This is a genomic window from Roseburia sp. CLA-AA-H209 (assembly GCF_020687575.1).
Lineage (GTDB): Bacteria > Bacillota > Clostridia > Lachnospirales > Lachnospiraceae > Roseburia_C > Roseburia_C amylophila.
The window spans coordinates 1-26,586 of the sequence record NZ_JAJEQU010000021.1; the positions used below are offsets into that span (position 1 = coordinate 1).

33 protein-coding genes are annotated in these 26,586 nt (G+C 46.8%); 8 read left to right on the top strand and 25 right to left on the bottom strand.

All coding sequences use genetic code 11. The features are described 5' to 3' along the window. Positions 1 to 40: 40 nt before the first annotated feature. Positions 41 to 490 carry a hypothetical protein gene (locus LKD41_RS13975; RefSeq protein ID WP_227701503.1) on the bottom strand — a complete coding sequence of 150 codons (450 nt, stop codon included), beginning with the start codon at positions 488 to 490 and terminating at the stop codon, positions 41 to 43. Between the two features lie 115 nt (positions 491 to 605). Here LKD41_RS13975 and LKD41_RS13980 point away from each other — a divergent pair, with 115 nt between their 5' ends. From LKD41_RS13980 to LKD41_RS14005, 6 genes are all read left to right on the top strand, one after another. Further along, positions 606 to 3,023: a glycoside hydrolase family 3 C-terminal domain-containing protein gene (locus tag LKD41_RS13980; RefSeq protein WP_227701504.1), complete on the top strand. Its 2,418-nt coding sequence runs from the start codon at positions 606 to 608 to the stop codon at positions 3,021 to 3,023. 19 nt (positions 3,024 to 3,042) lie between these two features. Further along, on the top strand, positions 3,043 to 4,488 hold the full coding sequence (locus LKD41_RS13985) for an MFS transporter (RefSeq protein WP_015516623.1): 1,446 nt from the start codon (positions 3,043 to 3,045) through the stop codon (positions 4,486 to 4,488). Positions 4,489 to 4,681: 193 nt separating this feature from the next. Next, positions 4,682 to 4,927 carry a hypothetical protein gene (locus LKD41_RS13990; RefSeq protein ID WP_117698974.1) on the top strand — a complete coding sequence of 82 codons (246 nt, stop codon included), beginning with the start codon at positions 4,682 to 4,684 and terminating at the stop codon, positions 4,925 to 4,927. Next, positions 4,899 to 5,423, top strand: a complete 525-nt coding sequence (locus LKD41_RS13995) for an O-acetyl-ADP-ribose deacetylase (RefSeq protein WP_117698975.1) — start codon at positions 4,899 to 4,901, stop codon at positions 5,421 to 5,423. The genes LKD41_RS13990 and LKD41_RS13995 overlap by 29 nt, the downstream gene beginning before the upstream one ends. A gap of 73 nt (positions 5,424 to 5,496) precedes the next feature. Then, entirely contained in the window at positions 5,497 to 5,634 is a 138-nt protein-coding gene (locus LKD41_RS14000; RefSeq protein WP_173844102.1) for a hypothetical protein, read from the top strand. Positions 5,635 to 5,953: 319 nt separating this feature from the next. Continuing rightward, complete coding sequence (locus LKD41_RS14005; RefSeq protein ID WP_227701505.1) at positions 5,954 to 6,184, top strand: helix-turn-helix domain-containing protein; 231 nt, start codon at positions 5,954 to 5,956, stop codon at positions 6,182 to 6,184. Positions 6,185 to 6,215: 31 nt separating this feature from the next. Here LKD41_RS14005 and LKD41_RS14010 read toward each other — a convergent pair whose 3' ends face one another. Together LKD41_RS14010 and LKD41_RS14015 are read right to left on the bottom strand one after the other, a co-directional pair. Beyond that, complete coding sequence (locus LKD41_RS14010; RefSeq protein ID WP_227701506.1) at positions 6,216 to 7,724, bottom strand: recombinase family protein; 1,509 nt, start codon at positions 7,722 to 7,724, stop codon at positions 6,216 to 6,218. Positions 7,725 to 7,813: 89 nt separating this feature from the next. Next, complete coding sequence (locus LKD41_RS14015) at positions 7,814 to 7,990, bottom strand: hypothetical protein (protein ID WP_015553872.1); 177 nt, start codon at positions 7,988 to 7,990, stop codon at positions 7,814 to 7,816. Between LKD41_RS14015 and LKD41_RS14020 the strand changes: the two genes are divergently transcribed. Next, the gene (locus tag LKD41_RS14020; RefSeq protein ID WP_227701507.1) at positions 7,984 to 8,130 is read left to right on the top strand and encodes a hypothetical protein; all 147 of its coding nucleotides are present in this window, start codon (positions 7,984 to 7,986) and stop codon (positions 8,128 to 8,130) included. The genes LKD41_RS14015 and LKD41_RS14020 overlap by 7 nt on opposite strands. On the opposite strand, the gene LKD41_RS14025 is transcribed toward LKD41_RS14020, so the two are convergent. The 8 genes from LKD41_RS14025 to vanR form a co-directional block, all read right to left on the bottom strand. Next, complete coding sequence (locus tag LKD41_RS14025) at positions 8,124 to 8,327, bottom strand: hypothetical protein (RefSeq protein WP_227701508.1); 204 nt, start codon at positions 8,325 to 8,327, stop codon at positions 8,124 to 8,126. The two genes, LKD41_RS14020 and LKD41_RS14025, sit on opposite strands and share 7 nt — an antisense overlap. A gap of 507 nt (positions 8,328 to 8,834) precedes the next feature. After that, positions 8,835 to 9,257, bottom strand: coding sequence for an RNA polymerase sigma factor (locus LKD41_RS14030; protein ID WP_004064265.1), 423 nt, complete (start codon positions 9,255 to 9,257; stop codon positions 8,835 to 8,837). A 491-nt stretch (positions 9,258 to 9,748) separates the two neighbouring features. Continuing rightward, the gene (locus LKD41_RS14035; protein WP_227701509.1) at positions 9,749 to 10,510 is read right to left on the bottom strand and encodes an EFR1 family ferrodoxin; all 762 of its coding nucleotides are present in this window, start codon (positions 10,508 to 10,510) and stop codon (positions 9,749 to 9,751) included. 11 nt (positions 10,511 to 10,521) lie between these two features. Then, positions 10,522 to 11,763 (bottom strand): ABC transporter permease, encoded by a 1,242-nt coding sequence (locus LKD41_RS14040; protein WP_227701510.1) that lies wholly within the window; start codon positions 11,761 to 11,763, stop codon positions 10,522 to 10,524. Position 11,764: 1 nt separating this feature from the next. Further along, positions 11,765 to 12,652, bottom strand: a complete 888-nt coding sequence (locus tag LKD41_RS14045) for an ABC transporter ATP-binding protein (RefSeq protein WP_227701511.1) — start codon at positions 12,650 to 12,652, stop codon at positions 11,765 to 11,767. A 131-nt stretch (positions 12,653 to 12,783) separates the two neighbouring features. Beyond that, on the bottom strand, positions 12,784 to 13,848 hold the full coding sequence (locus LKD41_RS14050; protein ID WP_227701512.1) for a sensor histidine kinase: 1,065 nt from the start codon (positions 13,846 to 13,848) through the stop codon (positions 12,784 to 12,786). A gap of 13 nt (positions 13,849 to 13,861) precedes the next feature. After that, entirely contained in the window at positions 13,862 to 14,368 is a 507-nt protein-coding gene (locus LKD41_RS14055; protein WP_227701513.1) for a VanZ family protein, read from the bottom strand. Positions 14,369 to 14,379: 11 nt separating this feature from the next. After that, positions 14,380 to 15,075, bottom strand: coding sequence for a VanR-ABDEGLN family response regulator transcription factor (gene vanR / locus LKD41_RS14060; RefSeq protein ID WP_227701514.1), 696 nt, complete (start codon positions 15,073 to 15,075; stop codon positions 14,380 to 14,382). A gap of 404 nt (positions 15,076 to 15,479) precedes the next feature. Between vanR and LKD41_RS14065 the strand changes: the two genes are divergently transcribed. Beyond that, a complete protein-coding gene (locus LKD41_RS14065) occupies positions 15,480 to 15,839 on the top strand; it encodes a helix-turn-helix transcriptional regulator (protein WP_036626676.1) in 360 nt (119 codons plus the stop codon). Between the two features lie 169 nt (positions 15,840 to 16,008). Here the strand turns inward: LKD41_RS14065 and LKD41_RS14070 are convergent, their stop codons facing one another. The 14 genes from LKD41_RS14070 to LKD41_RS14135 form a co-directional block, all read right to left on the bottom strand. Further along, a complete protein-coding gene (locus LKD41_RS14070) occupies positions 16,009 to 17,424 on the bottom strand; it encodes a relaxase/mobilization nuclease domain-containing protein (protein ID WP_227701515.1) in 1,416 nt (471 codons plus the stop codon). A gap of 79 nt (positions 17,425 to 17,503) precedes the next feature. Next, positions 17,504 to 17,794: a CD1845 family protein gene (locus LKD41_RS14075; protein WP_195277966.1), complete on the bottom strand. Its 291-nt coding sequence runs from the start codon at positions 17,792 to 17,794 to the stop codon at positions 17,504 to 17,506. Between the two features lie 175 nt (positions 17,795 to 17,969). Continuing rightward, the gene (locus LKD41_RS14080; RefSeq protein ID WP_015553878.1) at positions 17,970 to 18,311 is read right to left on the bottom strand and encodes a plasmid mobilization protein; all 342 of its coding nucleotides are present in this window, start codon (positions 18,309 to 18,311) and stop codon (positions 17,970 to 17,972) included. Continuing rightward, entirely contained in the window at positions 18,311 to 18,493 is a 183-nt protein-coding gene (locus tag LKD41_RS14085; protein ID WP_227701516.1) for a DUF4316 domain-containing protein, read from the bottom strand. The genes LKD41_RS14080 and LKD41_RS14085 overlap by 1 nt, the downstream gene beginning before the upstream one ends. A gap of 12 nt (positions 18,494 to 18,505) precedes the next feature. Beyond that, positions 18,506 to 19,129 (bottom strand): hypothetical protein, encoded by a 624-nt coding sequence (locus LKD41_RS14090; RefSeq protein ID WP_431978791.1) that lies wholly within the window; start codon positions 19,127 to 19,129, stop codon positions 18,506 to 18,508. A 99-nt stretch (positions 19,130 to 19,228) separates the two neighbouring features. After that, a complete protein-coding gene (locus LKD41_RS14095; RefSeq protein ID WP_227701518.1) occupies positions 19,229 to 19,630 on the bottom strand; it encodes a cysteine-rich VLP protein in 402 nt (133 codons plus the stop codon). Then, entirely contained in the window at positions 19,631 to 19,822 is a 192-nt protein-coding gene (locus LKD41_RS14100; RefSeq protein WP_003500082.1) for a hypothetical protein, read from the bottom strand. A gap of 2 nt (positions 19,823 to 19,824) precedes the next feature. Further along, positions 19,825 to 20,472 (bottom strand): DUF4366 domain-containing protein, encoded by a 648-nt coding sequence (locus LKD41_RS14105; RefSeq protein ID WP_227701519.1) that lies wholly within the window; start codon positions 20,470 to 20,472, stop codon positions 19,825 to 19,827. After that, positions 20,465 to 20,725: a DUF4315 family protein gene (locus LKD41_RS14110; RefSeq protein ID WP_227701520.1), complete on the bottom strand. Its 261-nt coding sequence runs from the start codon at positions 20,723 to 20,725 to the stop codon at positions 20,465 to 20,467. The genes LKD41_RS14105 and LKD41_RS14110 overlap by 8 nt, the downstream gene beginning before the upstream one ends. A gap of 22 nt (positions 20,726 to 20,747) precedes the next feature. Beyond that, on the bottom strand, positions 20,748 to 22,415 hold the full coding sequence (locus LKD41_RS14115) for a C40 family peptidase (protein WP_227701521.1): 1,668 nt from the start codon (positions 22,413 to 22,415) through the stop codon (positions 20,748 to 20,750). A 279-nt stretch (positions 22,416 to 22,694) separates the two neighbouring features. Further along, the gene (locus tag LKD41_RS14120) at positions 22,695 to 25,124 is read right to left on the bottom strand and encodes a VirB4-like conjugal transfer ATPase, CD1110 family (protein WP_431978792.1); all 2,430 of its coding nucleotides are present in this window, start codon (positions 25,122 to 25,124) and stop codon (positions 22,695 to 22,697) included. After that, positions 25,042 to 25,428 (bottom strand): PrgI family protein, encoded by a 387-nt coding sequence (locus LKD41_RS14125; protein ID WP_016306500.1) that lies wholly within the window; start codon positions 25,426 to 25,428, stop codon positions 25,042 to 25,044. Before LKD41_RS14125 ends, LKD41_RS14120 begins: the two co-directional genes overlap by 83 nt. Positions 25,429 to 25,472: 44 nt before the next feature. Continuing rightward, positions 25,473 to 26,126 (bottom strand): DUF7007 domain-containing protein, encoded by a 654-nt coding sequence (locus tag LKD41_RS14130; RefSeq protein WP_227701527.1) that lies wholly within the window; start codon positions 26,124 to 26,126, stop codon positions 25,473 to 25,475. 9 nt (positions 26,127 to 26,135) lie between these two features. Beyond that, positions 26,136 to 26,558, bottom strand: a complete 423-nt coding sequence (locus LKD41_RS14135) for a SpoVG family protein (RefSeq protein ID WP_227701522.1) — start codon at positions 26,556 to 26,558, stop codon at positions 26,136 to 26,138. Positions 26,559 to 26,586: the final 28 nt, after the last annotated feature.

Sequence of the window (26,586 nt, forward strand, 5' to 3'; positions counted from 1 at the left end):
CCATAAAAATAACCTCCAAACTGAGTAATTTTATCTTACATCAGTTTGGAGGTTTACACAAACTTTGGGATACTCCCGTCTTTTTTGCTTCAGCAACACGAAGCGTAAATTCAATAGCCATCTGTTCATTTAATTTCATTAAAGCGTCAACATCGGTACATTGTTCCATTTTTCGTATATATACATCACTTAAGGAAAAAGCAGTTTCCTCATTAAGTCCTCCTTCGATGGCATATCTGGTAACTAAAGTTGTATTAGCAATACTTGCATAAAAAAGTAATTTTAATTTGGAATTGGAAGAGGTCATCTTTCCGTAAACAGTTGTTGGGAGAGAATAATAGGTATTCTCCAATGCGTGAATATCTCCGTTTGAAACACATTCGAGAATTGCTTTTTCCTGTGCATAAGATGTATGTATCCGTTCATTTTCTGCATTTTCCAACATTTCATGTGTGAGTGAAAAATTGATGTCTGACTTCATTTTATACATAGGTAATTCCTCCTGTCAAAAACACGATAAATTGACATAAAACACGATAAATCAATATAATTATATGCCGGAAATAGATAAAATGCAATTAAGAGATTAAAAGAGAGGAAAAGCGATGAACATTGATAAAATATGTGAACAGTTAACAATAGATGAAAAAATCCGGCTTTTAGGCGGTGTTGGTGACTGGCATACTTATGACTGTAATGGGAAAATCCCCTCTATTATGATGACAGACGGACCACATGGGATTCGAAAACTGGAGCAGGAAAAGGTTGGGGATATTGAAACCAGTAAGCCAGCAACCTGTTTTCCAACTGCAAGTGCAATAGCCTGCAGTTGGAATCCTGCTATTGTTAAAAAGATGGGTGAAGCGATTGCGAAAGAAGCAAAAAAAGAGCAGATATCCATTGTGCTAGGCTGCGGAATCAATATCAAGCGTTCTCCTTTATGCGGAAGAAATTTTGAATATTTCAGTGAAGATCCGTATTTGACAGGAAAGCTGGCAACGGGATATATCGAAGGTGTACAGAGCCTTGGAATAGGTACGAGTTTAAAGCATTATGCTGTTAATTCACAGGAAACAAGACGAATGACATCCAATAGCCAGATTGATGAAAGAACTCTTAGGGAAATATATCTGTCGGCTTTTGAAGAAGTTGTGAAAAAAGCAAAACCGACTTCTGTAATGGCTTCATACAACAGGATTAATGGCGAATTTGGAGCAAGAAATAAATACTTACTGACAGATGTTCTGAGAAAAGAATGGAAATATCAAGGTGGTGTGGTGTCGGATTGGGGAGCAGCAAATGATATTGTAAGCTGTATGAAAAATGGTCTGACACTGGAAATGCCAGATCCGAAAGGCTTCCACACAGATGTGTTAAAAGAAGCGTATAAGGATGGCCGGATTACGGCTCAGGAACTGGATAACTGGACTAAGAATGTTCTGCAGAATTTTGTATCACTTCATAAAAATATAGAAGAAAATTATGAGGTAGATATGGAAGAACAGAATCAGGTGGCACGTAAACTGGAAAATGAAAGTGCAGTACTTTTGAAAAATAATAGTGTTTTGCCAATTGGAAAAGAGAAGAAGGTAATCATTATTGGAGAGCTTGCCAGGCAGATGCGGTTTCAGGGAGGTGGGAGCAGTCATATCCAGCCGACGAAGATGACAAATGCAATTGAAGCAATACGTGAAAAAGGATATCAGGTAACTTATATACAGGGATATCAGAATGAAACGGAGGAATTAGGAGAAAAGCAACTACAGGATACGATAGAAAAACTGAAACAGGAATATAGAAAAAAGGATTGTGTGATTCTATATTTTATCGGTCTTACAGAATCTTATGAAGGAGAAGGATACGACAGGAAAAATCTTAAAATCCCTCAAAATCAGGAAGAGCTGTTGGCTGAAATTGCAGAAACTGTCGGAAAAGATCATATTGCAGCAATTAGTTTCGGTGGTGCGCCTATGGATTTTAGTTTTGAAAAGAATGTAGGAGCAATTCTTCACATGTACCTCGGAGGACAGGCTGTAGGGGAATCTGTTGCTGACTTAATCAGTGGAGAGGTGAATCCATCCGGTAAATTGGCAGAGACAATTCCATTTTCAGAAAAAGATACTCCGGCATGGAGATATTTTGCACCTCCGAATGATGATGTAGAATACAGGGAAAGCATTTTTGTAGGTTATCGTTACTATGAGACATTCCATGTTCCGGTAAAATATCCGTTTGGTTATGGACTTTCCTATACTTCTTTTTCCTATTCGGAATTGAATGTACCGGAAGTATATAGTGGTGGAAAGATACAAATTCGTTTTAAAATTAAAAATATCGGAAAAGTGAGTGGAGCAGAAATAGCACAGTTATATATCTGCCCGATTGAATCAGATGTTATCAGAAGCCATATAGAACTAAAGGGATTTCAAAAAATATATCTGCATCCGGGTGAAGAAAAAGAAGTTATACTAGAGCTGGATGAAAGAAGTTTTTCCGTCTATGATGTAGAGAAAAAAGCCTTTTCCATGTTAAGCGGCAAATATCAGATCTGTATCGGAGCATCGGTACATGATTTGCAATTAAAGGCGAATATGGAAGTAGTAGGAAATAGTTATTTTAGAAATGAAAGAGAACTGTTTCCGGATTATTTTAGAGAGCAGCCACATGGAATGGAAATCAGTGCAGAACAATTTTATCAGCTATTAGGCGGTGAACCGAAACATGACAAAGAAAAAAAGCGTGGAGAGTATACGGTTTACGATTCCTATCAGGATGTGGTAAATGTCTCAATGTTTGGAAAAATTGTTCGTGGAGTCGTACATATCGGACTTAAGATTATACTTCGGGGAAAATCAGAGCGGGACCCGGCCTTTAAAATGGTAAAAATGGGAGTCGAAGAAGGAAATCTGGAAGGACTGATTGCAACCAGTGGTGGAATTGCAACTCCGAAGTTAATCGATATGTTAGTTTACAATGCAAATAAAAAATATCTACAGGCTTTTAAAAGACTGCTGAAGAAATAGAGAGAGGGGGAAGTCGTATATGGAAAACAATAAATTGGATAAACGCACAAAATGGAGCTATTGTATAGGAGCAACCGGAAGAGATATGGCGTATGCACTTATCTCTATGTTTCTTCTTACATATATTCAATATACGATGAAACTGACAGTTGCCCAATATGCAGTAATATCAGCAATTATGGTAGTGTGTCTGCTGTGGGATGCCATTAATGATCCAATGATGGGAATTATTATTGAAAATTCGCATTTGAAAGCCGGAAAATTTAAACCTTGGATTTTTATAGGAGTAATTTTGAACAGCCTGATAATTATCTGCTTGTTTACAGTAAGGCCGGAAGGATGGGGATTTGTTGCATTTTTTGGAGTGGGATATCTTTTATGGGGAATGACTTACACAATGAATGATATTGCCTATTGGGGAATGCTGCCGAGTCTTACATCAGATCCGGGAGAACGGAACTGGCTGGTAACCGTACAGGGAATTTTTATTTGTATCGGACAGTTTTCTGTTGCAGGTCTGCTCCCTGATATGGTAGCTGGAAATGCGATTATGGCATATCGGACGGCTGCGATTGTGATTGCTTTTTGTTTTATTGGTTTCCAGCTACTTACAGTGTTTGGAGTAAAAGAGAGAAAACGACCGGAAAAGAAGAGAACACTGTCATTAAAAGATATGTTTCATATATTCCTGAGAAATGATCAGTTGATAGTGATTGGAATTGCATGTTTATTATTCCAAATCGGAAATGGTCTTCTGATTATGATTGGAATGAATTTCTTTTATTTTGAATTTGGATATTCTGTAGGTGGCAGTCTTGTATTTTGGTTTACAATTATGTATGGATTAGGAACGCTGATATCAGAGGCATCTTTTGCGTGGCTTTCCTCAAAATTCACACGAAATCAGATTATAACTGCAGCTACCATCATTACGGTCATTGGGTATATGCTTTTTATGAGTGTAGGATACATTTTACCAAAGAGTGTTGTTTTACTGAATATCATCGGTTTCCTGATCTTCTTTTCGCAGGGGGCATTCAATATGACGATGATTGTCATGTTAAATAATACCATAGAGTATGATGAAGTCCGGTTTCATGAACGACATGACAGTATTATCTCAGCAGTAAGATCTTTTGCAACAAAGCTGGCAAGTGCAGTTGATCAGGCGGTTGTTGCGTTAATACTGATTATAAGCAATATTTATGCAATCAGTCAGAAAATATCCGGATTAGAAATAAAAGCTGGTACAGGAGAACTTACTTCGGAAAATGTAATTGTACAGGCAGATAAATTTATTCAGACAGCAGATGCCGGACAAAGATTTATATTGCGTCTTGGAATTGTAGCTGTTCCGGTAATTTCTATAGGAGCTGCTTATATACTGATTAAACGGAAATATATTATTGACGAACGTAAGTATGAAGAACTGGTAGCGGAAATAAAAAGCACAAATAAAAAATGATTCAATTAGTTGTGATGACCTTATAATTGATGAGTTTAGAAAAAAGTGATATGAATGACAATTGATGATTTTATATATGAAAATAGTATTGTACGTGATAATGTTTCTGAATATACAGCAGATCATATAGATAGGGTGATAGAATCTGTTTGTAATAATTATGGATTAACTATAAAAATGATTTCTACAAATTATGCTTTTTCCACGTATTATAAAAGCGAGTGAAGAAAAGGCTTTGATTTGGGATCAAACATATTGGGAATTGTTCAGTCTGTATTTAGCGTATTTCACAGATTTAAATGCTATTCAAAAGAAGATAATTGTGTATGATGAGAGTTCTGTACAGCAGAAAATATTGATTCCATTTGCATATTATTTAGCATTAATTGTTGAAGATAAAGGAGAAGAAAATGTACTTGATCAAGACGATAAAAGGTGATATTACGAAAATAACAGATGTGCAGGCAATCGTGAATGCAGCAAACAGCTCTCTTCTTGGAGGAGGCGGAGTAGATGGTGCTATTCACAGAGCCGCAGGACCGGAACTTCTGGTGGAGTGCAGGACACTTCATGGATGTGATACGGGAGAGGCTAAAATCACTAAGGCATATAATCTGCCATGTGATGATGTTATACATACTGTCGGACCGATATGGAATGGTGGAAGAAATAGAGAAGAGGAACTTCTTGCTAACTGCTATTTTAATTCTATGAAGTTGGCAATGGATAATGGAATAAGGTCTATTGCATTTCCTTCCATATCAACGGGAGCATATGGTTTTCCGGTTGAGTTGGCAGCAAAGATTGCAGTACATACAGTAAACAGGTTCTTACAAGATAATCCGGACAGCTTCGATTTGGTGGAATGGGTGCTGTTTGATACTCAGACTGAATCGGTGTATGAAGCCGAGGTTGATAAATTATACGACAAATAATTGTATTAATTATAGCAGACTTTATATATGACAGATATTTTATGATAAAGTAAAAAGGGGAGGATTATACCATATGGCAGAATCTATGAGACAGCCAAATTATGTATTACAGTTTAAAGAACACCATTATACAATGTTTAATCCGGAAATTGATTTTGCAAAGATATTTGAGACACATACACCATTAAAAATAGAATATAAGGATGCGTAAGGAACGATAAAATGAATTCATGCGGGAAAGGCATGGATTCTTTTTTTGGCTTCGAACGGAAGTCCTATCTGTAAAAAATATTTAAGTATATTAGAAGCAGATGCAAATGTCGTGTTAACACGACAAAATTGTCGCGTAAACACGGTCGGTAATTCATCCATGACAATATACAATAAACATGTGCTTGAGAGAGCACGTCACGAGAGTGAAGGCGCCGGAGCTCTCCAATACGAAATCGTAAAGGAGATAATTTATTATGAGTAAGAGAAAAATATCACATGCAGAGGAGTATGGATGTTAATTGATGGAGGTGGCAGAAGTGAGCAGAACTAAATTTGAACCATATGTGATTGGAAATAGTATAAGAGATTTACGTGAAAAAAGAAAAATGACACAGATGAAGGCGGCTGAGGAAATGGATATGAGTTTATGTCATTATGCACGAATTGAGGAAGGCTCAAAGGGAATGAGTATTCAGATGCTTTTTAGATTTATTAATTTTTACAAAACTGATGCAAACATCGGTGTACAAGGGGTACAAACAAGATAAAATAGAAATGAGGGGCGATAGAGCGGAAATGTCAGATTTTCCACTCTATCTGAACACGGTCGCTGGTGGCCTTGATCGTAGAGATCAAACCATCGGCGGCTTTTCTTTTGTCGTCAAAATCTATGCTGTCCCAGTTGTCGAGATAATAGGATAACTTCTTTATCTGCTGGGGAGATATGGTTTCAACGCTCAATTCAGCGATTGCCTTTGAAATGGTCTGGCGTTGGGTGTCCAGTTCTTCAATTTTTTTGTTAGCGTAGGCAAGCAAGGTCGCATTGGCTCCGGTCAGCGTATCCAGCAGCTTTTCAATTTCTGCCTCCACCTGTGCCAGTTCCACTTGATAGGCGGTCAGTTTCGGATTGACTTTTTCCTCTCTGCCGTGGAGTATCTGAAAGTCTTTGAACTTCTCCTGCATGGCCGAGAAAATGAATTGCTCAAATTCTTCTTTGCGGATTTTCCCGCAGCCCGGACAGCCTTTGTTTTCCGTCCGTTTGGTACAGCGGAAATATCCGGTGCTGTTTGGTACATGGGTGGCTTTCAGAGCATACCCACAATGCCCGCATTTGATTTTTCCGGCCAGCCAAGTATTTTTCGGTTTCCGTCCCTGCTGGAAGGTGGTATTTGCCATAAGTTTTTTCCGGCATTTAAGCCATGTGTCAGAGGAAATGAGTGCTTCGTGGGGAGCGATAACAAGTATCTGGTCTTTTAAGCACCTGTCCTTGTCCTCCTTCACATCCCGCCCCTGATAGAGATAGCAACCGTTTGTTCCGGCAAAGTCGGAAGCGTCATTGACAATCGCTGCGCCCTGGCTCTTGAAAAATTCGTACAGCTCCAAATCGGCCTGTGCGTAAACGGGGTTTCTTAAAAGCTGGGAAAGAAATGTACGGAACATGGATTTGCCATAAATTTTTATGTCATGTTCCTCGAAGTATCGGGTAATATCTCCGAAGGAGGTTTCCGGTTCAGCGTACATTTCAAACATCAGCCGAACATGGTCGGCTGCTACGGGGTCGGCAACCATTTTCTTTGTGCGGATACCCTCTACCACAGTAGGCTCTAACTGATAACCGTATGGTGCCTGTCCGCTCATGTGAAAGCCTTTCAGGCACCGTGAATAGTAGGCGTCTGTGACACGCTTCTGAATTGTCTCACGTTCAAGCTGGGCGAATACAATGCAGATATTCAGCATGGCCCGGCCCATCGGGGTCGAAGTATCAAACTTTTCCGTGGAGGATACAAACTCCACATCGTACTCTTGAAACAGCTCCATCATCGTTGCAAAGTCCAGAATAGAGCGGCTTATACGGTCCAGCTTGTACACGATGACCCGCCGAACCTTTCCCTTGCGGATCTCGCCCAGCAGCTTTTGAAACTCCGGCCTGTCCGTGTTCTTACCGGAATAGCCTTTGTCCTTGAATACCCGGCAGCTCCCACCTTTCAATTCATACTTGCAAAAATCTATCTGACTTTCAATGCTGATACTGTCCTTGCGGTCTACTGACTGTCTTGCGTAAATACAATCTTCTCTGATAAATTCCATATTGGGCTCCTTTCCTTGTTGGAATGGAGCTACCAACCTTACAACTATATTATACCATCAGCAGCCCCGGACAACAATGTTGCGAATGATTAGGGAAACCTGTCTCCATATTTGCTGAACACCTCGTAAAGACAACGCTCAATTTCTTTTTTGCGCTGTTCTTTCTCCTTCGGGGGAAGTACCGGCGTGAGGCTTTCCAGCACAATGATCTTCCCTTGAAATGCGACAGACTTTGTTTCTCGTTCATAAGTGACAGCTTGTGTCATTGAAAACCTCCTTTGCGAAAGTGCGTGTATATGCCAGCCTTTCCCACTTGTCCCGTGGGGAAATGTCAAAAGACGGCACCCAGCAGGTGCCGCCCTTTGAGCTTTCTCCACTTCGGGTCAATGTGGCCCGAGGTCAGTAAGGACTGGAAAGGTACTTTTCTTTGGCACCCTCCACGCTGTTGAGGTCGAATACTTCATAAAGTTGCCCCACAACACACCGTATATCCTTCTTTGAAAATCCGCAGTTCTCCATTGCCATAATGACATAACCACGGCAGGCGTCATTGCTCCATTCGTCCGGTTCCAAGCCGGGGATCATTCCAAACGCATTTCCCATAAAGTGCTCCTTTTTTGAAAAGATGGGGAGCCACGCCGGATCGGTTGGCCTATCATCAGACAGCATTGCCGGGGGCTCCCCATAGGTTTTCACTTCATTTCAGACACACTGGACGGACATAGGCTTCATGCCCCATAGTATTTCAACTCTCCCCATTCTGATGGCAAGGCGTTCTCATTGCCTGCGACGGCTCACGGCTTGCAAGGCCGCTTCAACGCTCGGACTGTGACTAAACGCAAGTATCCGGGTTCTGCGCCTGTTCCGGTGGAGCCAGCCTTGCCCCACCTATGGCATGAACCTGTTCGCTCGCTCAGTTTTACAAAGACTGTATTCTCTGAAATCCGAGGTCATGGCGGGTCTGTCACACAGCGCGTTCCCCTTCGTATCCGGGTGTCTTTTTATTCAATTTTCAATCTGCATGAGGCTTGTCTGAACCTCGGGCCATTGTGACCCGAAGTGTTTTGCCTCTCATAAGCCATTTCATTTTCCGACCCAAATCGGTACGCCTTACAAAGAATTTTTCAAAATTTTTTCTAAGCGCCGCAGACCTCGCTCGATTGCGACACGAACCACTTTTTCATGGACGCCCTCTGCTCGTGCAATATCCTGTTTGGTCATGCCAAGAATGAAATGGGCATAAATCCGTTTTGCCTGTTTGTCCGGCAGACTGGAAATCGCTGCGTGAAGCTCCTGCATGGTCACTTTCCGCTCATACAGTTCATGGGGAGATAAGGCAACAAAGACAGCTTCATGCTCCAGCCCGTCATCCCGATCAAGGGAATAGTAGGCTTTGTGGCGGTATGTACGCAGCCGGTAGGCAGCCTCTTTACGATCAAACTCTTTGAACATTTCTGCAACTTCTTCCGATACTTCCATGAAGCAATCCGATGTATAGAATGGGTAATAGTCCCGCAAATTGATAATAGCCATATTGACCTCCGTTTCGGTTGTTGGTTGACGAGTGACCGAAACGAAGGCGGCGGGGAGCGGCACCGGGGAATGACTTCGGGCCAACATGACCCGAAGCAGCCCCATAAGAACGCAAAAGCGCCCGGGCGGCATGAAGCCACACGGACGCATGAAATGACATGAAAGTTAAGGTTCCAACAAATTTCGCATACATAGCCGGAATAACCCGGAGGCGGGGCTATGCTTTTTTTAACTGATGTAGGTCATGGGTACTGTGAAAAAAGGCAAAAATGGACACGGCGATACCTCCAAGATACCGCCGTGTCCTTAAAAAAGGGTGACTTTAATACACCCTCCGTATTCTTATTTTTCAAAAGAAAACGGCGGTCTGAAATTTGTTATTTCAAAACCGCCGTAAGGCTACTGTATTTTGTTTTGGCGCACGAATATCCAGCCACCGAAACAACGGTTTTTTTTATTTCCGCTGGGTGGCTATATTCTTATCGTAAAGTTTACAGAAAATCTTCTATGCGATGCTGCTCTATCACTTCTTTTCCAATAAGTGTAATTGCCCTTTGAGGACACTGGTTAATACATCGATAGCACATGGTACATTGATCATGAGCCTGAACGCTATTATCAATTATAGAAATGTTTTTCATCGGACAAAGCTCTGCACACTTTCCACAACAGATACAAGCGTTAGGATCAATATGTAATTGATCTGTGTATGAGCGTGTTTTGTTGTAAAACCATAGTCTTTGTCCTAATAACCCTGCAATATGGTAAAACACATTTATTCCTTCCTGTGGAGGGCGGTTCTCTTTTAATTGATGTGCCGCTTTTATTAACTTATTGGTGGCATCTTTTATAAGCTCTCGATTTTGGGATATTGACCTTTTTAGTGTCTTAACATCACAAATACAATCCGGCATTTTAATGTGAAGCCCTCCGATGATATGAGCCCCATATTTTTTCATCAGTCTGGAAGCAAGTCCAGCCCCATCCCCACTAAATAGTCCCATAGTCGCAATAAAAAAAATCCTTTTCCCATACCATGCGGTATGGTTTTTCACAATAAAATCTCGGACAATTTTGGGGAGATTACTATAATAAATCGGATATGCCAAAATAATTTCTTGATGCTGGTTTATAGCCGCTAAAATCGAATTATCTTCTATCGAAATGATAGGGGAACCAGGAGCATATACTGATACAAATTTCTTTATACAATATTCCGTATTTCCAGTACCGCTAAAATATATTCCAATCATTTTAGTCCTCCTTATGCCACTTGATGTTTACAATAGGAACGAACTGCAAGAAACAAGAAAATTGGAACCTCAATCGCTGCGGAAATTAAAATTATATGCGGTGTCCAAAAACTCATTCCACCAATATGCAAATAGTTAAAATTGATAAGCTGATACAGGAAATTGTTCTGCATCCCAATTCCAGCAGAGGGGAGAATGGCAGAGATCCAATTTACACCTAATGCTGTGTAAGCAAAAAACGGGACAAGGATTACAACAATAGAGAGCAGCAACACCGACAGTGCATCTTTACATTTGGCGGATAGGAAAAGTGTGCAGCAAATGCAACTCACAATAGACAACACCCCCGCCAAAGCAAGATAAATTTGCAGTTGTCCCAAATTGATGTTAGGCAGGTTGATAATGGAAAACAGCATTTGCATAGATGTTTCCAAACAATTTGTACCAAATGCTAAGTTTGAGATTAGTAGGTGCAGAGTAATCCCAATAGCAAATGTCACGACTGAAATCGCACAAGATGCCAGTATTCTGCTAACTGCTAGTTTCAACCGACCATGCTTTGTACAGCGCAAGATGCTATCGGCTCCGCTCTGATACTCACCAGAAAAAGCAGGAGCAGTAATGGCAACACACAAAATCGCCAGAACCATGATATAAAGTTCAATGTAATCAAAAGCATCTCTGGAAAGCCCCGCATAAAGCTGGAATGGCGTATCAACCTCGGCATACTTGTCTATGCTCTGTTGCTGCGCTTTTGGATGGTTTCGCTGCTCATTTTTCATAACATCTGATAAATGGGTAACGCAACGCTGATAATAGTTTTGTGCGACATCTTCTGGATCAATATCCATAAGGTCAGCTCCAATTCCAGTCAGCGGATCAGCATACAGTTCCGGTAACGCTTTGAGTAATGGGCGAATAGGTACAATCTGTTTAATGCTGACAGAAACCGGGAATGTATCACTCTCCAGAGGACCATATTCATTTATTAAATCCTGATAAGTTTTCAATGCCTCGCTTACTTTTTCAGGAGTAACTTCGCCATTTATAGCTGCGTATAGATCACGCTTATATTCGATTGCTTCCATACCATCAAGTTCTGTTTTTGTTCCGTCTGGATTTGGACGATTGATAGACTCAAAAGCAATCGGCAGATATGCCATAGCAGCGGACATAACCAGAGCCACAGCAAGCAAGATAAGTGTGCGTCGTGATTTCAGGACACGCTTTACTTCTAAACAAAATAAACGCATATTATTTTCCCTCCCTTTCGACATCTTCTTGTGGAAACAGCCATAAATACAAATCTTCCAAACGCGGTTCCGCAGGAATGGAACCCGCTACCTCAGAATGATCTGCAAGATAACGGATAGATATTTGATTATTGTCCTCGCCACGCTGATTGATAATCCGCAGACGCATTTCATAGTCCATCATCTTATGAGCAGGAACCACACAGCTCCATACTTTACCCTCAATCTGTTTTACCAACTCGTTTGTCGTTCCCACATCAATAATTTTTCCAGCTTTCATAATTGCATTACGAGTTGCGATATATTCAATATCAGAAACAATATGGGTGGAAATCAGGACAATACGGTTATGTGAAAATTCTGAAATGAAGTTTCTAAACCGCACCCTTTCTCCGGGATCAAGTCCTGCCGTTGGCTCATCCATAACAAGGATTTTAGGGTCATTCAGCATAGCCTGTGCAATTCCTACACGACGTTTCATACCGCCAGATAGTTTGGCAATCTTTTTCCCTTTCACATCGGAAAGGGTGAGAATATCCAGTAGATGGTTGATTTTCTTTGTGGTTTCTCTGGGTGGCACATCCTTTAATGCAGCGACATATTCCAGATAATCCTTAACCGTGAAATCGCGGGAATAGCCAAAATCCTGTGGCAAAAAGCCAAAGATATTGCGGTAATCCGCACCCATCTTGCGAATATCTTCTCCGTCAAAAGAAATGCTCCCGTTGCTCGGTTCCATAATATCCGCAATCATCCGCATAAGGGTAGTCTTACCAGCTCCGTTTGCCCCCAACAACCCCCATACACCGGTTGTCAATGTAAGGCTAACATCATCAACAGCCATCTTATCTTTAAACTGCTTGCTTATGTGTTCAATTTTCAGTTCCATAAATTTGCTCCTTTCGCTTAAACAAAAATCTGTCCTTGTTCAGTAACCATTGTACTGAACAAGGGCAGAACAATCTCAAAGATTGTGCAGGAAAATTCCTAAGCAATTCCTAAGATTATGTTCTAATTTTCCTAAGCTGAAATAGGCAACACAATCACAAAGGAAATAGTTTCGTTTTTACTGGAAGCAGTAATTGTACCGCCATGCAGATGTATGATTTCTTCGGCAATCGAAAGCCCCAATCCTGCACCGCCTGTATCAGAAAGCCGGGCTTCATCCAAACGGCTGAATTTTTCAAATATGCTGTTAAGCTGCTCCGGTGCAATGGTCTTTCCATGATTTTCAAAAATGATTTGAATATTACGGTCAGATCTCTTTGCTGATATGCTGATTTCTGTTTTGGGGTAGCTATATGCAGCCGCATTTCTCAAAAGGTTGCTGAATACTCTTGCCAACTTTTCAGGATCGCCTGTTACAGACAAATCATCATCCGCTTTGAAAACCGCCGTATTGCCGTTGGCGGACAGCGTTGGGTATATTTCATCAATTACCTGTGCAATTAGACAATGTAAATCTACGTTTTCCTTTCTCAGTACAACCGTATGTGCGTTGTATTTTGTGATCTCAAACAGTTCATTGATAAGTTTTTCAAGACGATCAGCCTTATCAAGTGCCACCTTGATATACTTTTCCTTTTGCTCTTCAGGCATATCCGGAGCCTCATGGAGCAAACTCAAATAACCGATTACCGTTGTCAATGGGGTTCGTATGTCATGGGCCAAATACATGATGATTTCATTCTTTTTATTCTCGGCTTGTTTTGCCGCCTGTTTACTTAATAGAATAGACATTTTGATTTGGTTTAGCTGGTTTTCCAACTCTTTAAGTGGGTCTGATAAAGCCACCGCATGATCATTCTGTTCGTAAACAGTTTGTGTTGCGGAAATTACCTCGTCCAAATATCCCCACGGCTTTTTCCAGAAATAATTAAAAATGCAAACAAAACCTATTATCAAGTAGATAATGAGAATCGCATCAATACGCAAATAGAACCACGATAAGATACTGTTATTGAACTTTGAAAAAATATAATCCAGCAGGATAACCAGTCCAAATCCCACCACAGTATATAGAACCAATGACAGGTACAAGCGCACACTAAGCCGCTTTTCCGTAGTCGTTTTTTTATTCAACATGGCGCACCTCCTATCAATTCAAAAACAAAATAAGTGCCAAAAATCCAACAACAACGACACTTACAATAACGGCTAGAATGAAAAATAGTTTATCTGCTGTTTCTCTGTTTTTAAGCAATCGAGCCATCATACCATATAGAGCAAGTCCTAAAAGGCCACCCATGAAATTTGTAATCAGATCGGTGATGTCAGACCGTCCGATTGCTAAAACATATTGAGCCACTTCCAACAGCAGGCTTGTTACAGCAATGATAATCAGTTTACCATGAAACCGACATTTAGGCAGAAGCATTTGCAGATATATACCCATCGGAACAAAAATCAAAAGATTTTCAAGCACTTCTTTTAGGTGAAATGCTGTTCCAATTTCCTTGTCGTAATAAAACGGGAGGAGATTTATGCTTCTTACCGTGTCTAAATCATTGATATTGAATTGCAACTTGAATAATATTATCCAAACCAAAAGTGCCAGATAAATCAAAAAAAGAACTGGCACAAATAATTTTTGCTTTCCTTTCATGTGTTCTCCTTTCAAATTTTATAGCCGACTCCCCAAATTGTTTTAATGTATTTTGGAGTGTCAGAAGTATCTTTTAACTTTTCACGCAAATGCCGGATATGTACTGTGATAGTGCTACTGTTTTTGGAATAATATTCATCTTTCCATACTGCATGAAATAAATCTTCAATGCTTACAACCGCTCCGGTATTTTTCAACAAAACATTAAGAATTGAAAATTCGGTCGGAGTCAGTGACACATTTTCACCATCCAATAGACATTCATGAGTCTGTGTGTTCAATCGTAATTTATTGTATGAAAGTTCCGGCTGTATTTTTTCTACACTTGTGGCAGGAGAGTATTTTTTGTAACGTCGCAGTTGTGCTTTCACTCTGGCAACTACTTCCAAAGGCCGAAACGGTTTTGTCACATAATCATCTGCTCCTAATGTCAGCCCTGTAATCTTATCCGTTTCCTCAATTTTAGCTGTCAGCATAATAATGGGATAAGTATATTTTTCACGAATAAGCTGGCACAGAGAAAAGCCGTCCATATCCGGGAGCATAACATCCAAAATGGCAAGATCAATATCTTCGTTTTCAATACACGGCATTGCGTCCTTAGCACAGTAATATTTGTAAACAATGTAGTTTTCATTTTGCAGATAGACTTCTAACAAGTTTGCTATGTCTCGTTCATCATCTATCACTAATATTTTTTCAGACATATTTTTCAACTCCTTTTTGACTTCTTATTTGATTAAGTATAGCAGGAATAAAGTTTTCATTCTCAATGATTTACATGAGAAATTATTAAGATTTTCCTAATGAATTATAGTGTCGATCTGTTAGTCTATCCGTAATTTTAGGGACAAGCTAAATACCTGCTATTTTCATAGCATAAAGGATCTCAACCAGTACAATTTTAATTTATCCTACAAAGTGCACGCTCTATTTTGGGCGATCTTATTCAATGGAATATAACTATTTACAAAATATATTATAGTTCTCCAACTCCAATAGCACAAGTTAGAGCCTATACGGATACGAAATAAAATACTACTTAATGTAAAATTTCATTACATTCTCATAATCTAACACGAAATGTAGAATGATATAGGGTGATATGAGAATGAACCAAGATGAAAGAAGGTTTGACTTTCACGGCCTCGGGGCGGCTCTCAAAAGAGCCCGAGAAGAAAAGGGCTGGACACAAGCCTATGTTGCGGAATTAGTAGACCGTGACTCCCGTACCATTATGAATATTGAGAACAAAGGTCAGTATCCCAGCTTTGACCTTTTTGTTAAACTCATTACCATGTTTGACGTTTCAGTTGACCAGTTTATTCATGCGGACGGAGGGGCAAGGTCAAGCTCTTGCAGAAAGCACATTGATGTGCTTCTAAACTCCATGAATGAAAAAGAGCTTGTCGTAATAGAAGCCACAGCCGAGGGCATTAAGAAAGCCAGAGAAACGGAGGTTCCAGAATAAGGGCCTCTGTTTTTTTGCGCTATTTTAGGGGCTGCCGCTAAGTGGCAAGCAATGCCTCTGTGACCACAAGTGGCACAAAGGCGGCTTGTTGGGGCTCGCCCCAAACCCGTATCTTCGGGCCAACATGGCCCGAAGTGTCAGCGTCGCTTTGCTCCTTGTTTTCATAATCTCAACGCTCCTTTTCATGCTTTCTGCCCGGCTCGGTGTAGCCCATCAAAGTGTCAATGTTCGCCTTGATCGTGACGATCTCCTGCATATCCCGTCGTGCCTTCTGGTATTCTCCATAGAGCTGTTTTTTCTTTGCTGTGAGCTTGCGGCCTTCCTCCTTCAGCACATCCATTTTAGGGAGCTTCGCCCCGCCCAGCAGAGAGCGCATTTCCGCTTGTGCAGCCCGGTACAGTTCAAGGTCGGCCTCATGCTCCGCAAGGAATTTCCGGCTGTACTTCGTCGCCTTATACTGCTCAAAGACCGGACGGGTTTTGGCATACTGAACCGTTGCGGCCTTTAGTCCGGCATTGGTTTTCATGGCCTGTTCCGTCTGCTTGATCTGCTCGGAAATGGCATGGAAACGGTCTGCCGCCTCGGTGGCTTTCTGTGCCAACTGCTCATAATCGGTCAGTCCATTGTCCTGTATATAGGCAAGGGCAGCGGCCATCTGCTTAATGTTAAATACCTTCGCCCAGCGTTCATATCCCGGTCCCTTACCGGCAGCCAGTTTTGCTTGAATATCCACCGCCAGACTGATTTTCCGCTCCGAATGTCCGGGGCGTTTTTCTTTGCCCTCAATGGCGGACAGAACATCTTGCAAGTCGTAGCCGTCCCCCAGCGTGGAGGCACGCAGACGGGTGAAGCGTTCCTGCCCTTGCCCGGTCAGCCGGAAACTGATACCGCCGCCCCGAACCTTCTTGACCTCATACCCGGCCCGCTTCATCAAATTGAGAAATTCGTCCAGATCAGCGGGGTGCTCCGCCAGCGCAGTATCAATGGCGAGGCGCAGCCTGTCCTGATAGGAAAGCGGTCCTTTTCGTTCTTTCTGCCATTCTCCATAATTCCGATACTTACCCTTGCTCCGGGGCTTCGGGTTCTCCACGATGGATAGCCCGTTTTCAAGGCACAGCCTGTCAGAGAGCCGACGGAGGGCGAAGCTGGAGCCCCAAAAGTTTCGGAATTTCCGGGTGCAGTCAAGGGTGGTGGAGTTGTAATAAATGTGACAATGGATGTGCTGCTTGTCGGTATGCGTGGTAACGATAAAAGCGTGCCGCCCCTTCGTCCAGCGCATAGCCAACTCATAGCCGATACGGTTCGCCTCCTTCGGGGTGATCTCGCCCGGATAGAAGGATTGTCGTATCTGATAGCACAGCACATCATTTTCTTTTTTCTGTTCCCGGCCCGTCATAGCGGCATAGCTGGCCTTTGCCAAAAGAAACTCGTCCGCCACGGTGGCCGGATCACATTCATAAGCGGAGATATACTTTCCGCTTTCTGTTTTCTCCGGGTCCTTGCCATAGTCCAGACAATCCCGGATTGCCTCAGCAATCGTTTCGCCTTCGCCCGCATGGCGCTGTAACAAAGTTGTGGTAGCCAAAAATCATCCCTCCTTTCCATGAGAAAGGGGCGGCCCATCCAGACCGCCCCAACTTCGGGCCAGTATGGCCCGAGGCTGCTTAACTTGCCAGAAACCGGTACAGAGCGGATTTGCCTCCGTCCAGCGCCCAAAGAAGGGAGCCCGCCGCCGCTTGCAGTCCATACGGCGAAAGAAGGAAGGCAAGAAACAGAAATACAATCCCGCCTATGGGCGTCGGCGTGAAAAAGAGAACGACACCCAGCACCACCAGAATCACAGAGGCAATCGTCAGCAGGACGGCACAAATATCAAACAGGAACACCAGCAGAGCCGCCAGAAGGGACAACGCTAAAGCAAAGGGAGCGACCAATATTTTCAGCAGTATCTTCATCTTCAAAACCTCCTTTATCTATCCTTTCTACCTCTATTTTATCATGCCTGCCCGGGGACATAAATGTTGCGAAAGATTAGTAAATCCTGTCCCAAACCTTCGGGTCATACTGGCCCGAAGTGGTAAAAAAAGAACAGGGCGGCAAGCCCCGCAACGGAAGCCTGCCGCCCTCGTCTTACTTTGCCACCAGCTCGGAAAGCTCCCGCAGCACCTTTGACACCTCGCCCCACAGCTTTTCATAGTCCCGCTTCAATCCGTCGATTTCCTCCGGGTACACGCCATAGGTGTGTGCGTGTACGGCGACCTGATTGAGATTGTTGGAACAGCGCCGTTGCAGAGAAATCAATTCTTTTACGGGCGCAAGGTCGATGTGCAGGATATACCCGTTCAGAGCCATTTTTCGCACATAGGCCCCGGCGTTGGAAATGCCCGCCTCGGCCATCCGTTCATGGATGGCTGCCAGCTCGTCCGGCGTTACCATGACGTGCAGATGGACATTCCGCTTGCGGTTCTCCATCAGCGTTCCAGCTCCCGGCCTTTCCGGCGCTCTTTGGGCTCCTTTACCTTATCCAGCAGTTTTGCGTCCAGCTCCGGGGGCGTGGGCGGGATGGGCGTGTTGTTGGGTACGCCGTCGATCATGTTGCAGTTCTGCTCCGTGGAGAGCTCGGCGGTTTTCAGATAGTTGTCTTTTTCGTGCATGGCGATCCTCCTTTATCGTTCCTCATGGTTTTTATGGCTCCGCTTCTGGCCGGGCTCCTTCTGGGGTTCCTGCCCTCTGGTTCCTTCTTTGAGCCGGGCGGTAATGGATGGGCGCACCCGGTCAGGATTGCCCGGTGCTGGTTTCAGTTCATAATCCTCCATCTGCTTTTCGGTCAGCGGCTTTGCGTAGGTCAGTTCGCCCCATGCCATCAGCCTGCCGTCTGCCACAGGACGCCGCCTGTCATCATCGTAGTTGACGATGGAAAGAGGCTGGTTATCCGGCGGCTTCGGGTAGGTGCCTATGTCCACGGGCCGCTGGGTGGAATAATAGCGGTAAACGCCCTCCGGTCCCAGCTCGGTATGCTTGACCGCCGCATGGTAAAGCTGCTGATAGTCGTCCACCCGGCGGTCAAAGTCCCGCTGCGCCCATGCCTGGCTGTTTCCATAGCGACCCCAGTAGTAATCCCGATGGCCGTTTTCCCCCTCGGTAAACTGCCAGGTCACAAAGGGGCTCGGCGCTCCCGGATTATGCCCCAGCACAAAACCGTGTCCGGTTTCAAAGGTGGCAGCTTTCAAAATCACATATCCTTGTACTGTCTCCAAGAAATACCTCCTTTCTGTGCCTCGGGCTAACATGACCCGAAGTGCTGGATGTTACGAAATAAGAGGGCAGACCGGGGAGGAATGTAATAAGATATTCCCACCCCGGAAACACCCTCAAAAAAGCCCGGAATGTCAAGCCTTTGGAGGCGGCAAATCGTAACAGCCGCCCGGCCTTTTCTCCCGCATTTTCCTCATGCGTTCCCGGCTTTTCCGGCGGTTCCCTTCGGTCTTGCAGGCGTCGGAACAGTAGGCTTGACGCCCCTCGGGCAAAAACGCCTTTCCGCAGACCGCACAGGCCCGCAGCTCCGGGGAGATGCCTTCCGTTGTCAGCGACGCTTGAAGCTCCGGGTTAAGGGGCAGGACAGCCTCACGGAAATAACGGCAGTACGCCCCTGTCCAGCACTTGTGCAGCATATAGCAGGCACAGTCAAGAGGAAGGCACAGGCCGCTTTCCCGGTCATAGTTGGCGCACATCCCCGTGACCAGAGTGCGGATTTTTTTCTTCTCGTCACGGGTCAGCTCCCGGGCGTCCATTTATGACTTCGGGCCACGATGGCCCGAAGGGCGGGGCTCCACGATCAGCGCCCGGAACTTCTTCCGGCACTGTTTTTTCTTTCCTTTGCACTCCTTGTAGTAACGGCATCCCTTACAAGGATCGTCATTGTCCCAGCCGGGGTGCGGTACTTCCTTCATCATTCGTTCAAAAGGGCTGCTTGTAAAATTCATTCTCATTCCTCCGTATCTTCCTCCCACGGCGGGGTATCTTCGTCCTCGGGTTCCTCTGCGATCTCCTCCAGCTCCCCGTCCTCATATTCGCAGTAATCATCCTCCAAATCCGGGGCCTCATGCTTCGGCTTGTAAATCTTGAAATAGTAACCAATCCCACCGCCGGCCAGCACCACCGCGCCGATCAGGAGCAGAGAGAGAAGGGGGCTGTCCTTTTTCTCCGGCTCGGGTTCCGGTACTTCCTCCACAGGTTCGGTGGGCTTTGGCTCTGGCTCCGGGGTCACTTCTTTGGGCGGTTCCTTACCCTGTTCGGCAAGAGGCAGAAGGTCGTCTGTGGTAACGGTATTGAGGAAATAGACGTTCTCGCTGGTTTTCTGTTTGTCGATCACCAGATAAAACACGCTCTCGTCTGCGGTGGTGATGGTGTAGAACTCCTTTCCATCCTCGTCGGTGGCGTTGTCCACCACGGTTCCCGTCCCGTCCGGGGTAAAGGGGTTCTGGGTTTCCGGCTCCGCTTCGGTTTCCACCGGAGCGGGAGTGGCCTCGGGCTGCGGCTCATTGCTCTGGGCGTAAGCCGGGACCGTAAAGATCAGGCAACACAAAAGGCTGGCAGTTATCGCCGCCAGCCTGCGGTATTTAGTTTTATTCATGGGCTGTGTCCTCCTTTTCGGGTGCCTCCGGCTTCGGGTCAGTATGGCCCGAAGCGGTAAGGCTGTTTTTGGGGTCATTCAGAAAAGCCATAAGCTGGGCGGGTGTCAGTTTGAGGGAGCGCACCGCCTGTACGATCTGGCTGTTTTCTTCCTCCTGTTTCTGCTTTTCCAGCTCCCGGATTTTGGCCTGCCACTCGGCAGCCTTCTCCCGGGCTTTTTCCAGTTCCTTATCGAGCTTGTCGATCTTGTTCATGCAAGGACTCCTTTCCTCTGGCTCACAAACGCCCGAAGGCATAGAAATGTGTCTGCCAGTAGCTTGAATTGATGTTTGCGTATTGGATGGGCGAACCACAATGAAGCATCATCCCGTCGCCCACATAAATCCCCACATGGGACACAGGGCCGGGGCTGTCATAGGTTCCCGTGAAAAAGATAATGTCGCCGGGCTTTGCCTCGGAGGGGGAAATGATAGCACACTGGTTGTAAATGCCCTGCGCCGTGGTACGGGGCAGGTTGTGGACGCCGCTGGCCGTGTACACCCAGCAGACAAAGCCCGAACAGTCAAAGGAGGTGGACGGGCTGGATCCGCCCCACACATAGGGCCAGCCGATGTACTTTGTGGCTTCTTCCATGAGCGCCGCAAAAGCCGGGTCATCCAGTGCCTCGCCGGGTATCTCATAGCTGGGGCCGGTATCTTCGCCGCCGTTGTAAATCCCTTCCCACAGATAGGGCTTGTTGCCTTTGAGCTGCTGCATAACGATGTAGATTTCCCGCTGCTGTTCGTTAAGCCTCGGCAGGATCACGGCGGGCAGCGTCTTGTTTGTGAGGGTCACATTGAGAATGTAATACTCATAGGGGACTTCCTCGGTGGTGGTTTCCCCGGTCTCCGGGTCGGTGCTGGTTTCGGTGCGGTAGCGTATCTCGACTTCCTCCGTCAAGGTCAGTTCATACTGTGCCTCGAAAATCTCCCGCAGCTCGTCCTGCACCTGTTCCCGGAAATAGACATGGTACTTTGCAGAGAAATAGGACGCCAGCTCATAGGGGTTATGGCCGATCTCGTCCACGGAATAGCGGTACTCGTCATAGCCGGGATGGGTGCTTTCAATGTTCGCTACCGTCTGCACCAGCTCGTTTTCCAGCGCCGTGTAGTCCTCGTCCACCCCCAGCAGATCCGTATCCTCCGAGGCGTAGGAGGTGCCGGATAACGCATTGGCAAGGCCGCTGCCAAGCGTGGGAAAGATGGAGCTTACCGCCGACACAAGAAAACAGAGCAGCAACAGCAGGAGCAGGACCAGCACCGCCACGGGATGACGGGTCACAAACTGCGCCGCCCGGCGGGTCGCAGTTCCCGAAGCGGCAGCGGTTTTCTTTGCGGTCTTTGCGCCCTGTTTTGCAGCTACTTTTGCTTCTTTGGAATACCGGCGTTTCAGTTTCCATTTCTGCTGCACACGGGAAAGCGGATTGCTGGCAAGCTCCGGGTGCTCGGAGACCATCTTATGAAAATCCATATTGGCCCGGGCTTTTATGTCCTTCCGTTCCCACTTTGCCACCTTCCGGGCCGGGTGCTCCCGGTATCTCCGTTTGGCATAGCGGGTCAGTTTCCGGGCTCCTGCTTCGGCCACAAGTTCCGACTTATGGGCTCCTTCCACACCCACATTTTCATGCTCAACTTCGTGGATTTTGTTGTGGAGATAAAACCATGCTTCGGTGCGGGCTCCCCGAACAGCTTTCTTCGCAAGCCCCGGCGGCTTCTTCGCTGCCCGTTTTGCCTCGGTCTTGTCCAGTTTCTCCCGGGCCTTTCCCAGCTTTTCCCCGGCGTGTTCCGCTTTTGCCTGTGCTTTCTGGTACTTGTCCTTTTTGCTCCCGGCCTTCTCGGCGGAGCCCTCCGGCTCCTGTGCCTTGCCGGTATCCTGCGGCCCGCCCGCTTCATCTTCCTGCCTCATGCGGTCAGAGGGACGGCTTTTCCGGCTGTCCTCTTGAAACTTACCGCTTTTGGACTTCGGGCCATCGTGGCCCGAAGGACTGTCCTGCCCGGTATCCTCGTCCTCAAACCGCAGGCGTCGGGACGGTGCGGGGGAAGGCCCCTCCCGTTCAGCCGGTTCGGGGCGATTGCCCCCGGTATCCTCCGTCGGCCCCGGCCTCTGAAAATTCCGTTTGTCCGGTTTCTTTCCGATGATGTATCCCTCCTTTCCAAACCTCGGGCCATCATGGTCCGAAGTGCGTTATGCCCGGTTCATTTCCTGTTTTTTATCCTCCGGGCGGGTGGTCATAATGGCGTACAGCTCTGTGTTCTGCGGGAAGCGGTCAACAAACGGGATGGTGGTATTCCCGAAGAACAGCAGCCCTTCGCCGGAATTGGTATGGGTCACATAGGAAAGCTGGTGGGGGCTGATCCCAAGCTGTTTGGCTAAAATCTGCCGGTCCCCCTGTGCCTGCGAGAGCAGCACAAGGAAGTCCGAGTTTTCAAAGATGTTCTCGATCTCCGGGCTTGCCAGAAAATCCTTCACGTTCTGCGTTAAAGCACTGGGAACGCACCCTTTTTTTCGCAGCATTTTCCAGATCGCCACACAATAGCTTGCCGTCAGACGGTCACGGAGCAGCACATGAAATTCGTCAAAGTAGCACCATGTAGCGATACCACGGAGGAAATTCATGGACACCTGCGAGTTTACCAAGTCCTGCATAATGAGCATGGCAATCGTCCGAAGCCCGGCCCCCAGCTTTTTTAAGTCAAGGCATACCAGACGGCGGTTCAGGTCCACGTTTGTTTCATGGTTGAACACGTTAAGGGAACCCGACACATAAATTTCAAGGGCAGTTGCCAGCCGTACCGCCTCGCCCTCCGGCTGGGAACAGAGCAGGTCATACAGGGTTTGGAGGGTCGGCATTTTGCTTGTTTTCGGGTCCTGCAAGTGTTCCCGGTACATCTGGCGCACACAGCGGTCAATAACGGTACGCTCCACTGGCTGCAAGCCGTCCTTGCCGCCGACGATCAGCTCCATCAGCGACAGGATAAAGTCGGCTTTCAGCGCCATCGGGTTTTCCTCGTCGAAGCTCAAATCAATGTCCATCGGGTTGATGTGGTGGGGGCTGTCCGGGGCGATCTCGATGACCTGTCCGCCCAGCCGCTTGATAAGGGGCGAGTATTCGCCCATCGGGTCAACCACAATGATCCGGTCACGGGTGGCGAGGAACACGTTCACAAGTTCCCGCTTTGCGGCAAAGGATTTGCCGGAGCCCGGCACGCCGAGGAACAGGCCGTTGGGGTTTTTGAGCTTTTTCCGGTTTGCCATGATGACGTTATGGGAAAGTGCATTGAGCCCGTAATAGACGGCTTCGCCATCCATGCGGAGCTCCTGCGTCATAAAGGGAACGAAAATGGCCGTGGAGCTGGTCGTCATGCCGCGCTTGATCTCAATGCCGTTATGACCCAGCGGAAGGCTGGAAAGAAAACCGTCCTCCTGCTGGAAGTCCAGCCGCTTCAAGGTGCAGTTGTATTTCTGGACGATACCGGACACCGTGAACAGGTCGTTGTCCAGCTCCCGGCGGGTCGGGGCCATGTTTACCACAAGGAAGGTCAGCAGGAACATTCTTTCATTCCGGCTCTGTAAATCTTCCAGAAGGGTCTTTGCGTCGTTGCTGTACGTTACAAGGTCGGGTGGAAGTATGTCCATGTCGTACCCGGATCGGGCTGCCTTCTTTTGTTCCTCCACCTTCATCTTGTCAATGTCGGAGACTTTGGCCTTGATGGATTTTACGGCGGCGGCCTGATCGACGGTTTGGATATGGAGAGTGATGGTCATTTCCGCATCCATTTCCAAAAGCTCCGCCAGCAGCTTGTCCGAGAGCTCCGAGGCCAAAATCTGCAAGTAGGAGGCAGCGCCCCAAGTCGTCCCCACCCGGAACAGACGGCTGAAACGGAAGTCGAAGCTGTCCGGGGCGATAAAGTCTTTGGTGGAAAGCCCGGTTTTTGGGATCATATCCCATGAAAACCGGAAGGGGGAGCCGCTGCCGGGGTGGAGCTGCCCGTGAAGAAGCTCCAGCCGTTCCAGCCCCGAAAGGGAGCGGCACTTGACGCCCAGCTTTTTGAAGTTCCCGCAAATGTCCGCCTCTACACGTTCCAGCCTTGCCCTGGCGGTGGGAAGGTCGTCCACGTTCACGCCGAAGGTCAGGAGCTTTGTGCGGACAATGCCGTTGTTGCTTTTGGCGATCTGGTTTTCCAGCATTTCCACATACTCACACCGGACGCTGTTGTAATCGTCATCCTGCATGGGGATGTTCACGCTGTACCGGCTGCCCGGGCGGCTCCGGTGGTTGAGGAAGGAAAGCTGGAACGGAAGGCTGCTGTCAAAGTAGTTAAGGCAGGCGCTCCACCCGTCAAAGATGGCTGCCTGATCTTCGGACTGTGCGAGCTGGTAGTTGATGTCCTCGTATTCAATGGTTTTGGTGTAATAGCGGTCCGCTACCCGGCACACCCCATCCCGGTACATTTCCCGGTAAGGGAGGGTCTGCTGGGCGGTGGTGGGAATGTTTTTTCCTTTCGTGAACAGGCCGGTAAGGCCCTGCTTTTCAGGCTTTCTGCCTGCGGGCTTTCCGGCCCTTCTGCTGTTTCGCAATTGGCTGCGCCTCCTTTCTGGCGCTAAGCAGCGCATAGAAGTTTTCGGTTTTGTAAGGCCGCACACGGGGATAGAGGAACCGGGTGCGGATGATGTTTTTCAGCACTTTTTCCAACGGCAGGCCGTCCCGCTCATACATAGCCAGAAAGAAGAACGGGAGCATGAGGCCGATCATCAGGAACATGGCGGCGCTGTTCCCGATACTGTCACGGGAAAGCAGGTAGGCCGGGAGCCCCACCGCCGCTGCGCCGGAAAAACAAACAAGCTGGCGCTTCGTCAGATTGAAGGCCAGCTTTGTCTTGATTTTGGAAAGGTCTTTTGGTACTGGCACATAGGCCATTTGGGTACACCTCCTTTACTGCTTCGGGCCATCATGGCCCGAGGTTATCTTGCGGCTTCTTTGGCCGGGGTTGTACTGCGGGCAACTTCGGCGGCCTTGCGTCCGCTCTGCCTTGCCCGCCAGTATTCGGGGTTATACTGCCGGATGGACTGATTGAGTTTTTCTTCAAACTGTTCTTTGTCCTTAATGCGGTCAGGGATGTTCCATAGCTTTTTGTCCAGCAACTCCCGGAGCACCACACTTTCCTGTGCGTCCTCCTCATAGCAGATATAGCCCTTGTCCTTGAAGCCGCACTTTTTCGCTGCTGGGGCGAGGACGGCGGCTACCTCATTTGCCACCATCGTTCCGCCGTGGCTGGCGGTAGATACCAGAAACACCCCCGGACAGAGGGTTTCACAGCTCTGCACCTCGCCCCACGGGGAGTTTTTCGGCGCATGGAACATTCCGCCCGTCCGGCTCCGATCCGCCTGCATGAGCGCTGCCTTTTCTAAGATGGCTTTCAGTTCCGGGGAAAAATAGGCATATTCCCGAAGGACACGGGCGGCCTCCCCGCCGCAGGCGTTCATCAACAGGGTATAGGCGTCGCTGTCCGCTTTGGTACAGCGCCCCAGCAGTTTTCCGTCGTAATAGCAGGCCGCGTCATAGCCCGCCCGTTTGCGTGGCATGGTTCCCGCCTCCTTTCTGCTTCGGGCCATTATGGCCCGAGGTCAACGCTCCGCCCCACGGCTGGGCTTTTCCTTCGGGGGCCGTTCTGCCTTTGCCTGCTCGGCAGCCGCTTTCCCGGCTTTGAGCTGGTCGCTGATGGACGCACGCCCCACAGAGCCGCGCTCCGCCATCTGTTCCAGCTTTGCCTCATAGGCTTGCAGAACAGCGGTATTGAGCTGTTCCCGGAACTCCTTTGTGACAGGGTAGGCCATATCCCGGTAGCCGCCTTTGCCGTCTGGCTGGCTGGGCATCCCAAGAAAGAGCCCCTTGCTGCCCTGTACGATTTTCAGATTTTCCACCACAAAGCAGTCATTGAATTTCACGCTGGCAAAGCCCAAGAGATTTTTCACAGGTTCGATGACCCGCACGCTTACATCCAGCTTTATAGGGGCGGCTGGTGTTCCGCCCGCAGTTTTTTCCTGCATGGATTTCTCCTTTCCGCTTCGGGTCAGC

Bases quoted from the DNA above. Each gene is read 5' to 3' on its own strand.
- LKD41_RS14050 (WP_227701512.1), bottom strand. From the start codon at position 13,848: ATGTTGAATAAAAAAACGACTACGGAAAAGCGGCTTAGTGTGCGCTTG.
- LKD41_RS14035 (WP_227701509.1), bottom strand. From the start codon at position 10,510: ATGATTGGAATATATTTTAGCGGTACTGGAAATACGGAATATTGTATA.
- LKD41_RS13980 (WP_227701504.1), top strand. From the start codon at position 606: ATGAACATTGATAAAATATGTGAACAGTTAACAATAGATGAAAAAATC.
- LKD41_RS14040 (WP_227701510.1), bottom strand. From the start codon at position 11,763: ATGCGTTTATTTTGTTTAGAAGTAAAGCGTGTCCTGAAATCACGACGC.
- LKD41_RS14000 (WP_173844102.1), top strand. From the start codon at position 5,497: ATGGCAGAATCTATGAGACAGCCAAATTATGTATTACAGTTTAAAGAA.
- LKD41_RS14015 (WP_015553872.1), bottom strand. From the start codon at position 7,990: ATGACACAAGCTGTCACTTATGAACGAGAAACAAAGTCTGTCGCATTT.
- LKD41_RS14030 (WP_004064265.1), bottom strand. From the start codon at position 9,257: ATGGCTATTATCAATTTGCGGGACTATTACCCATTCTATACATCGGAT.
- LKD41_RS14025 (WP_227701508.1), bottom strand. From the start codon at position 8,327: ATGGGAAATGCGTTTGGAATGATCCCCGGCTTGGAACCGGACGAATGG.
- LKD41_RS14110 (WP_227701520.1), bottom strand. From the start codon at position 20,725: ATGAACAAGATCGACAAGCTCGATAAGGAACTGGAAAAAGCCCGGGAG.
- LKD41_RS14010 (WP_227701506.1), bottom strand. From the start codon at position 7,724: ATGGAATTTATCAGAGAAGATTGTATTTACGCAAGACAGTCAGTAGAC.
- LKD41_RS14125 (WP_016306500.1), bottom strand. From the start codon at position 25,428: ATGGCCTATGTGCCAGTACCAAAAGACCTTTCCAAAATCAAGACAAAG.
- LKD41_RS13985 (WP_015516623.1), top strand. From the start codon at position 3,043: ATGGAAAACAATAAATTGGATAAACGCACAAAATGGAGCTATTGTATA.
- LKD41_RS13995 (WP_117698975.1), top strand. From the start codon at position 4,899: ATGTACTTGATCAAGACGATAAAAGGTGATATTACGAAAATAACAGAT.
- LKD41_RS14080 (WP_015553878.1), bottom strand. From the start codon at position 18,311: ATGGAGAACCGCAAGCGGAATGTCCATCTGCACGTCATGGTAACGCCG.
- LKD41_RS14045 (WP_227701511.1), bottom strand. From the start codon at position 12,652: ATGGAACTGAAAATTGAACACATAAGCAAGCAGTTTAAAGATAAGATG.
- LKD41_RS13990 (WP_117698974.1), top strand. From the start codon at position 4,682: ATGCTTTTTCCACGTATTATAAAAGCGAGTGAAGAAAAGGCTTTGATT.
- LKD41_RS14115 (WP_227701521.1), bottom strand. From the start codon at position 22,415: ATGAGGCAGGAAGATGAAGCGGGCGGGCCGCAGGATACCGGCAAGGCA.
- LKD41_RS14055 (WP_227701513.1), bottom strand. From the start codon at position 14,368: ATGAAAGGAAAGCAAAAATTATTTGTGCCAGTTCTTTTTTTGATTTAT.
- vanR (WP_227701514.1), bottom strand. From the start codon at position 15,075: ATGTCTGAAAAAATATTAGTGATAGATGATGAACGAGACATAGCAAAC.
- LKD41_RS14090 (WP_431978791.1), bottom strand. From the start codon at position 19,129: ATGTTAGCCCGAGGCACAGAAAGGAGGTATTTCTTGGAGACAGTACAA.
- LKD41_RS13975 (WP_227701503.1), bottom strand. From the start codon at position 490: ATGTATAAAATGAAGTCAGACATCAATTTTTCACTCACACATGAAATG.
- LKD41_RS14105 (WP_227701519.1), bottom strand. From the start codon at position 20,472: ATGAATAAAACTAAATACCGCAGGCTGGCGGCGATAACTGCCAGCCTT.
- LKD41_RS14095 (WP_227701518.1), bottom strand. From the start codon at position 19,630: ATGGACGCCCGGGAGCTGACCCGTGACGAGAAGAAAAAAATCCGCACT.
- LKD41_RS14120 (WP_431978792.1), bottom strand. From the start codon at position 25,124: ATGCGCTGCTTAGCGCCAGAAAGGAGGCGCAGCCAATTGCGAAACAGC.
- LKD41_RS14135 (WP_227701522.1), bottom strand. From the start codon at position 26,558: ATGCAGGAAAAAACTGCGGGCGGAACACCAGCCGCCCCTATAAAGCTG.
- LKD41_RS14065 (WP_036626676.1), top strand. From the start codon at position 15,480: ATGAACCAAGATGAAAGAAGGTTTGACTTTCACGGCCTCGGGGCGGCT.
- LKD41_RS14100 (WP_003500082.1), bottom strand. From the start codon at position 19,822: ATGAATTTTACAAGCAGCCCTTTTGAACGAATGATGAAGGAAGTACCG.
- LKD41_RS14075 (WP_195277966.1), bottom strand. From the start codon at position 17,794: ATGAAGATACTGCTGAAAATATTGGTCGCTCCCTTTGCTTTAGCGTTG.
- LKD41_RS14085 (WP_227701516.1), bottom strand. From the start codon at position 18,493: ATGCACGAAAAAGACAACTATCTGAAAACCGCCGAGCTCTCCACGGAG.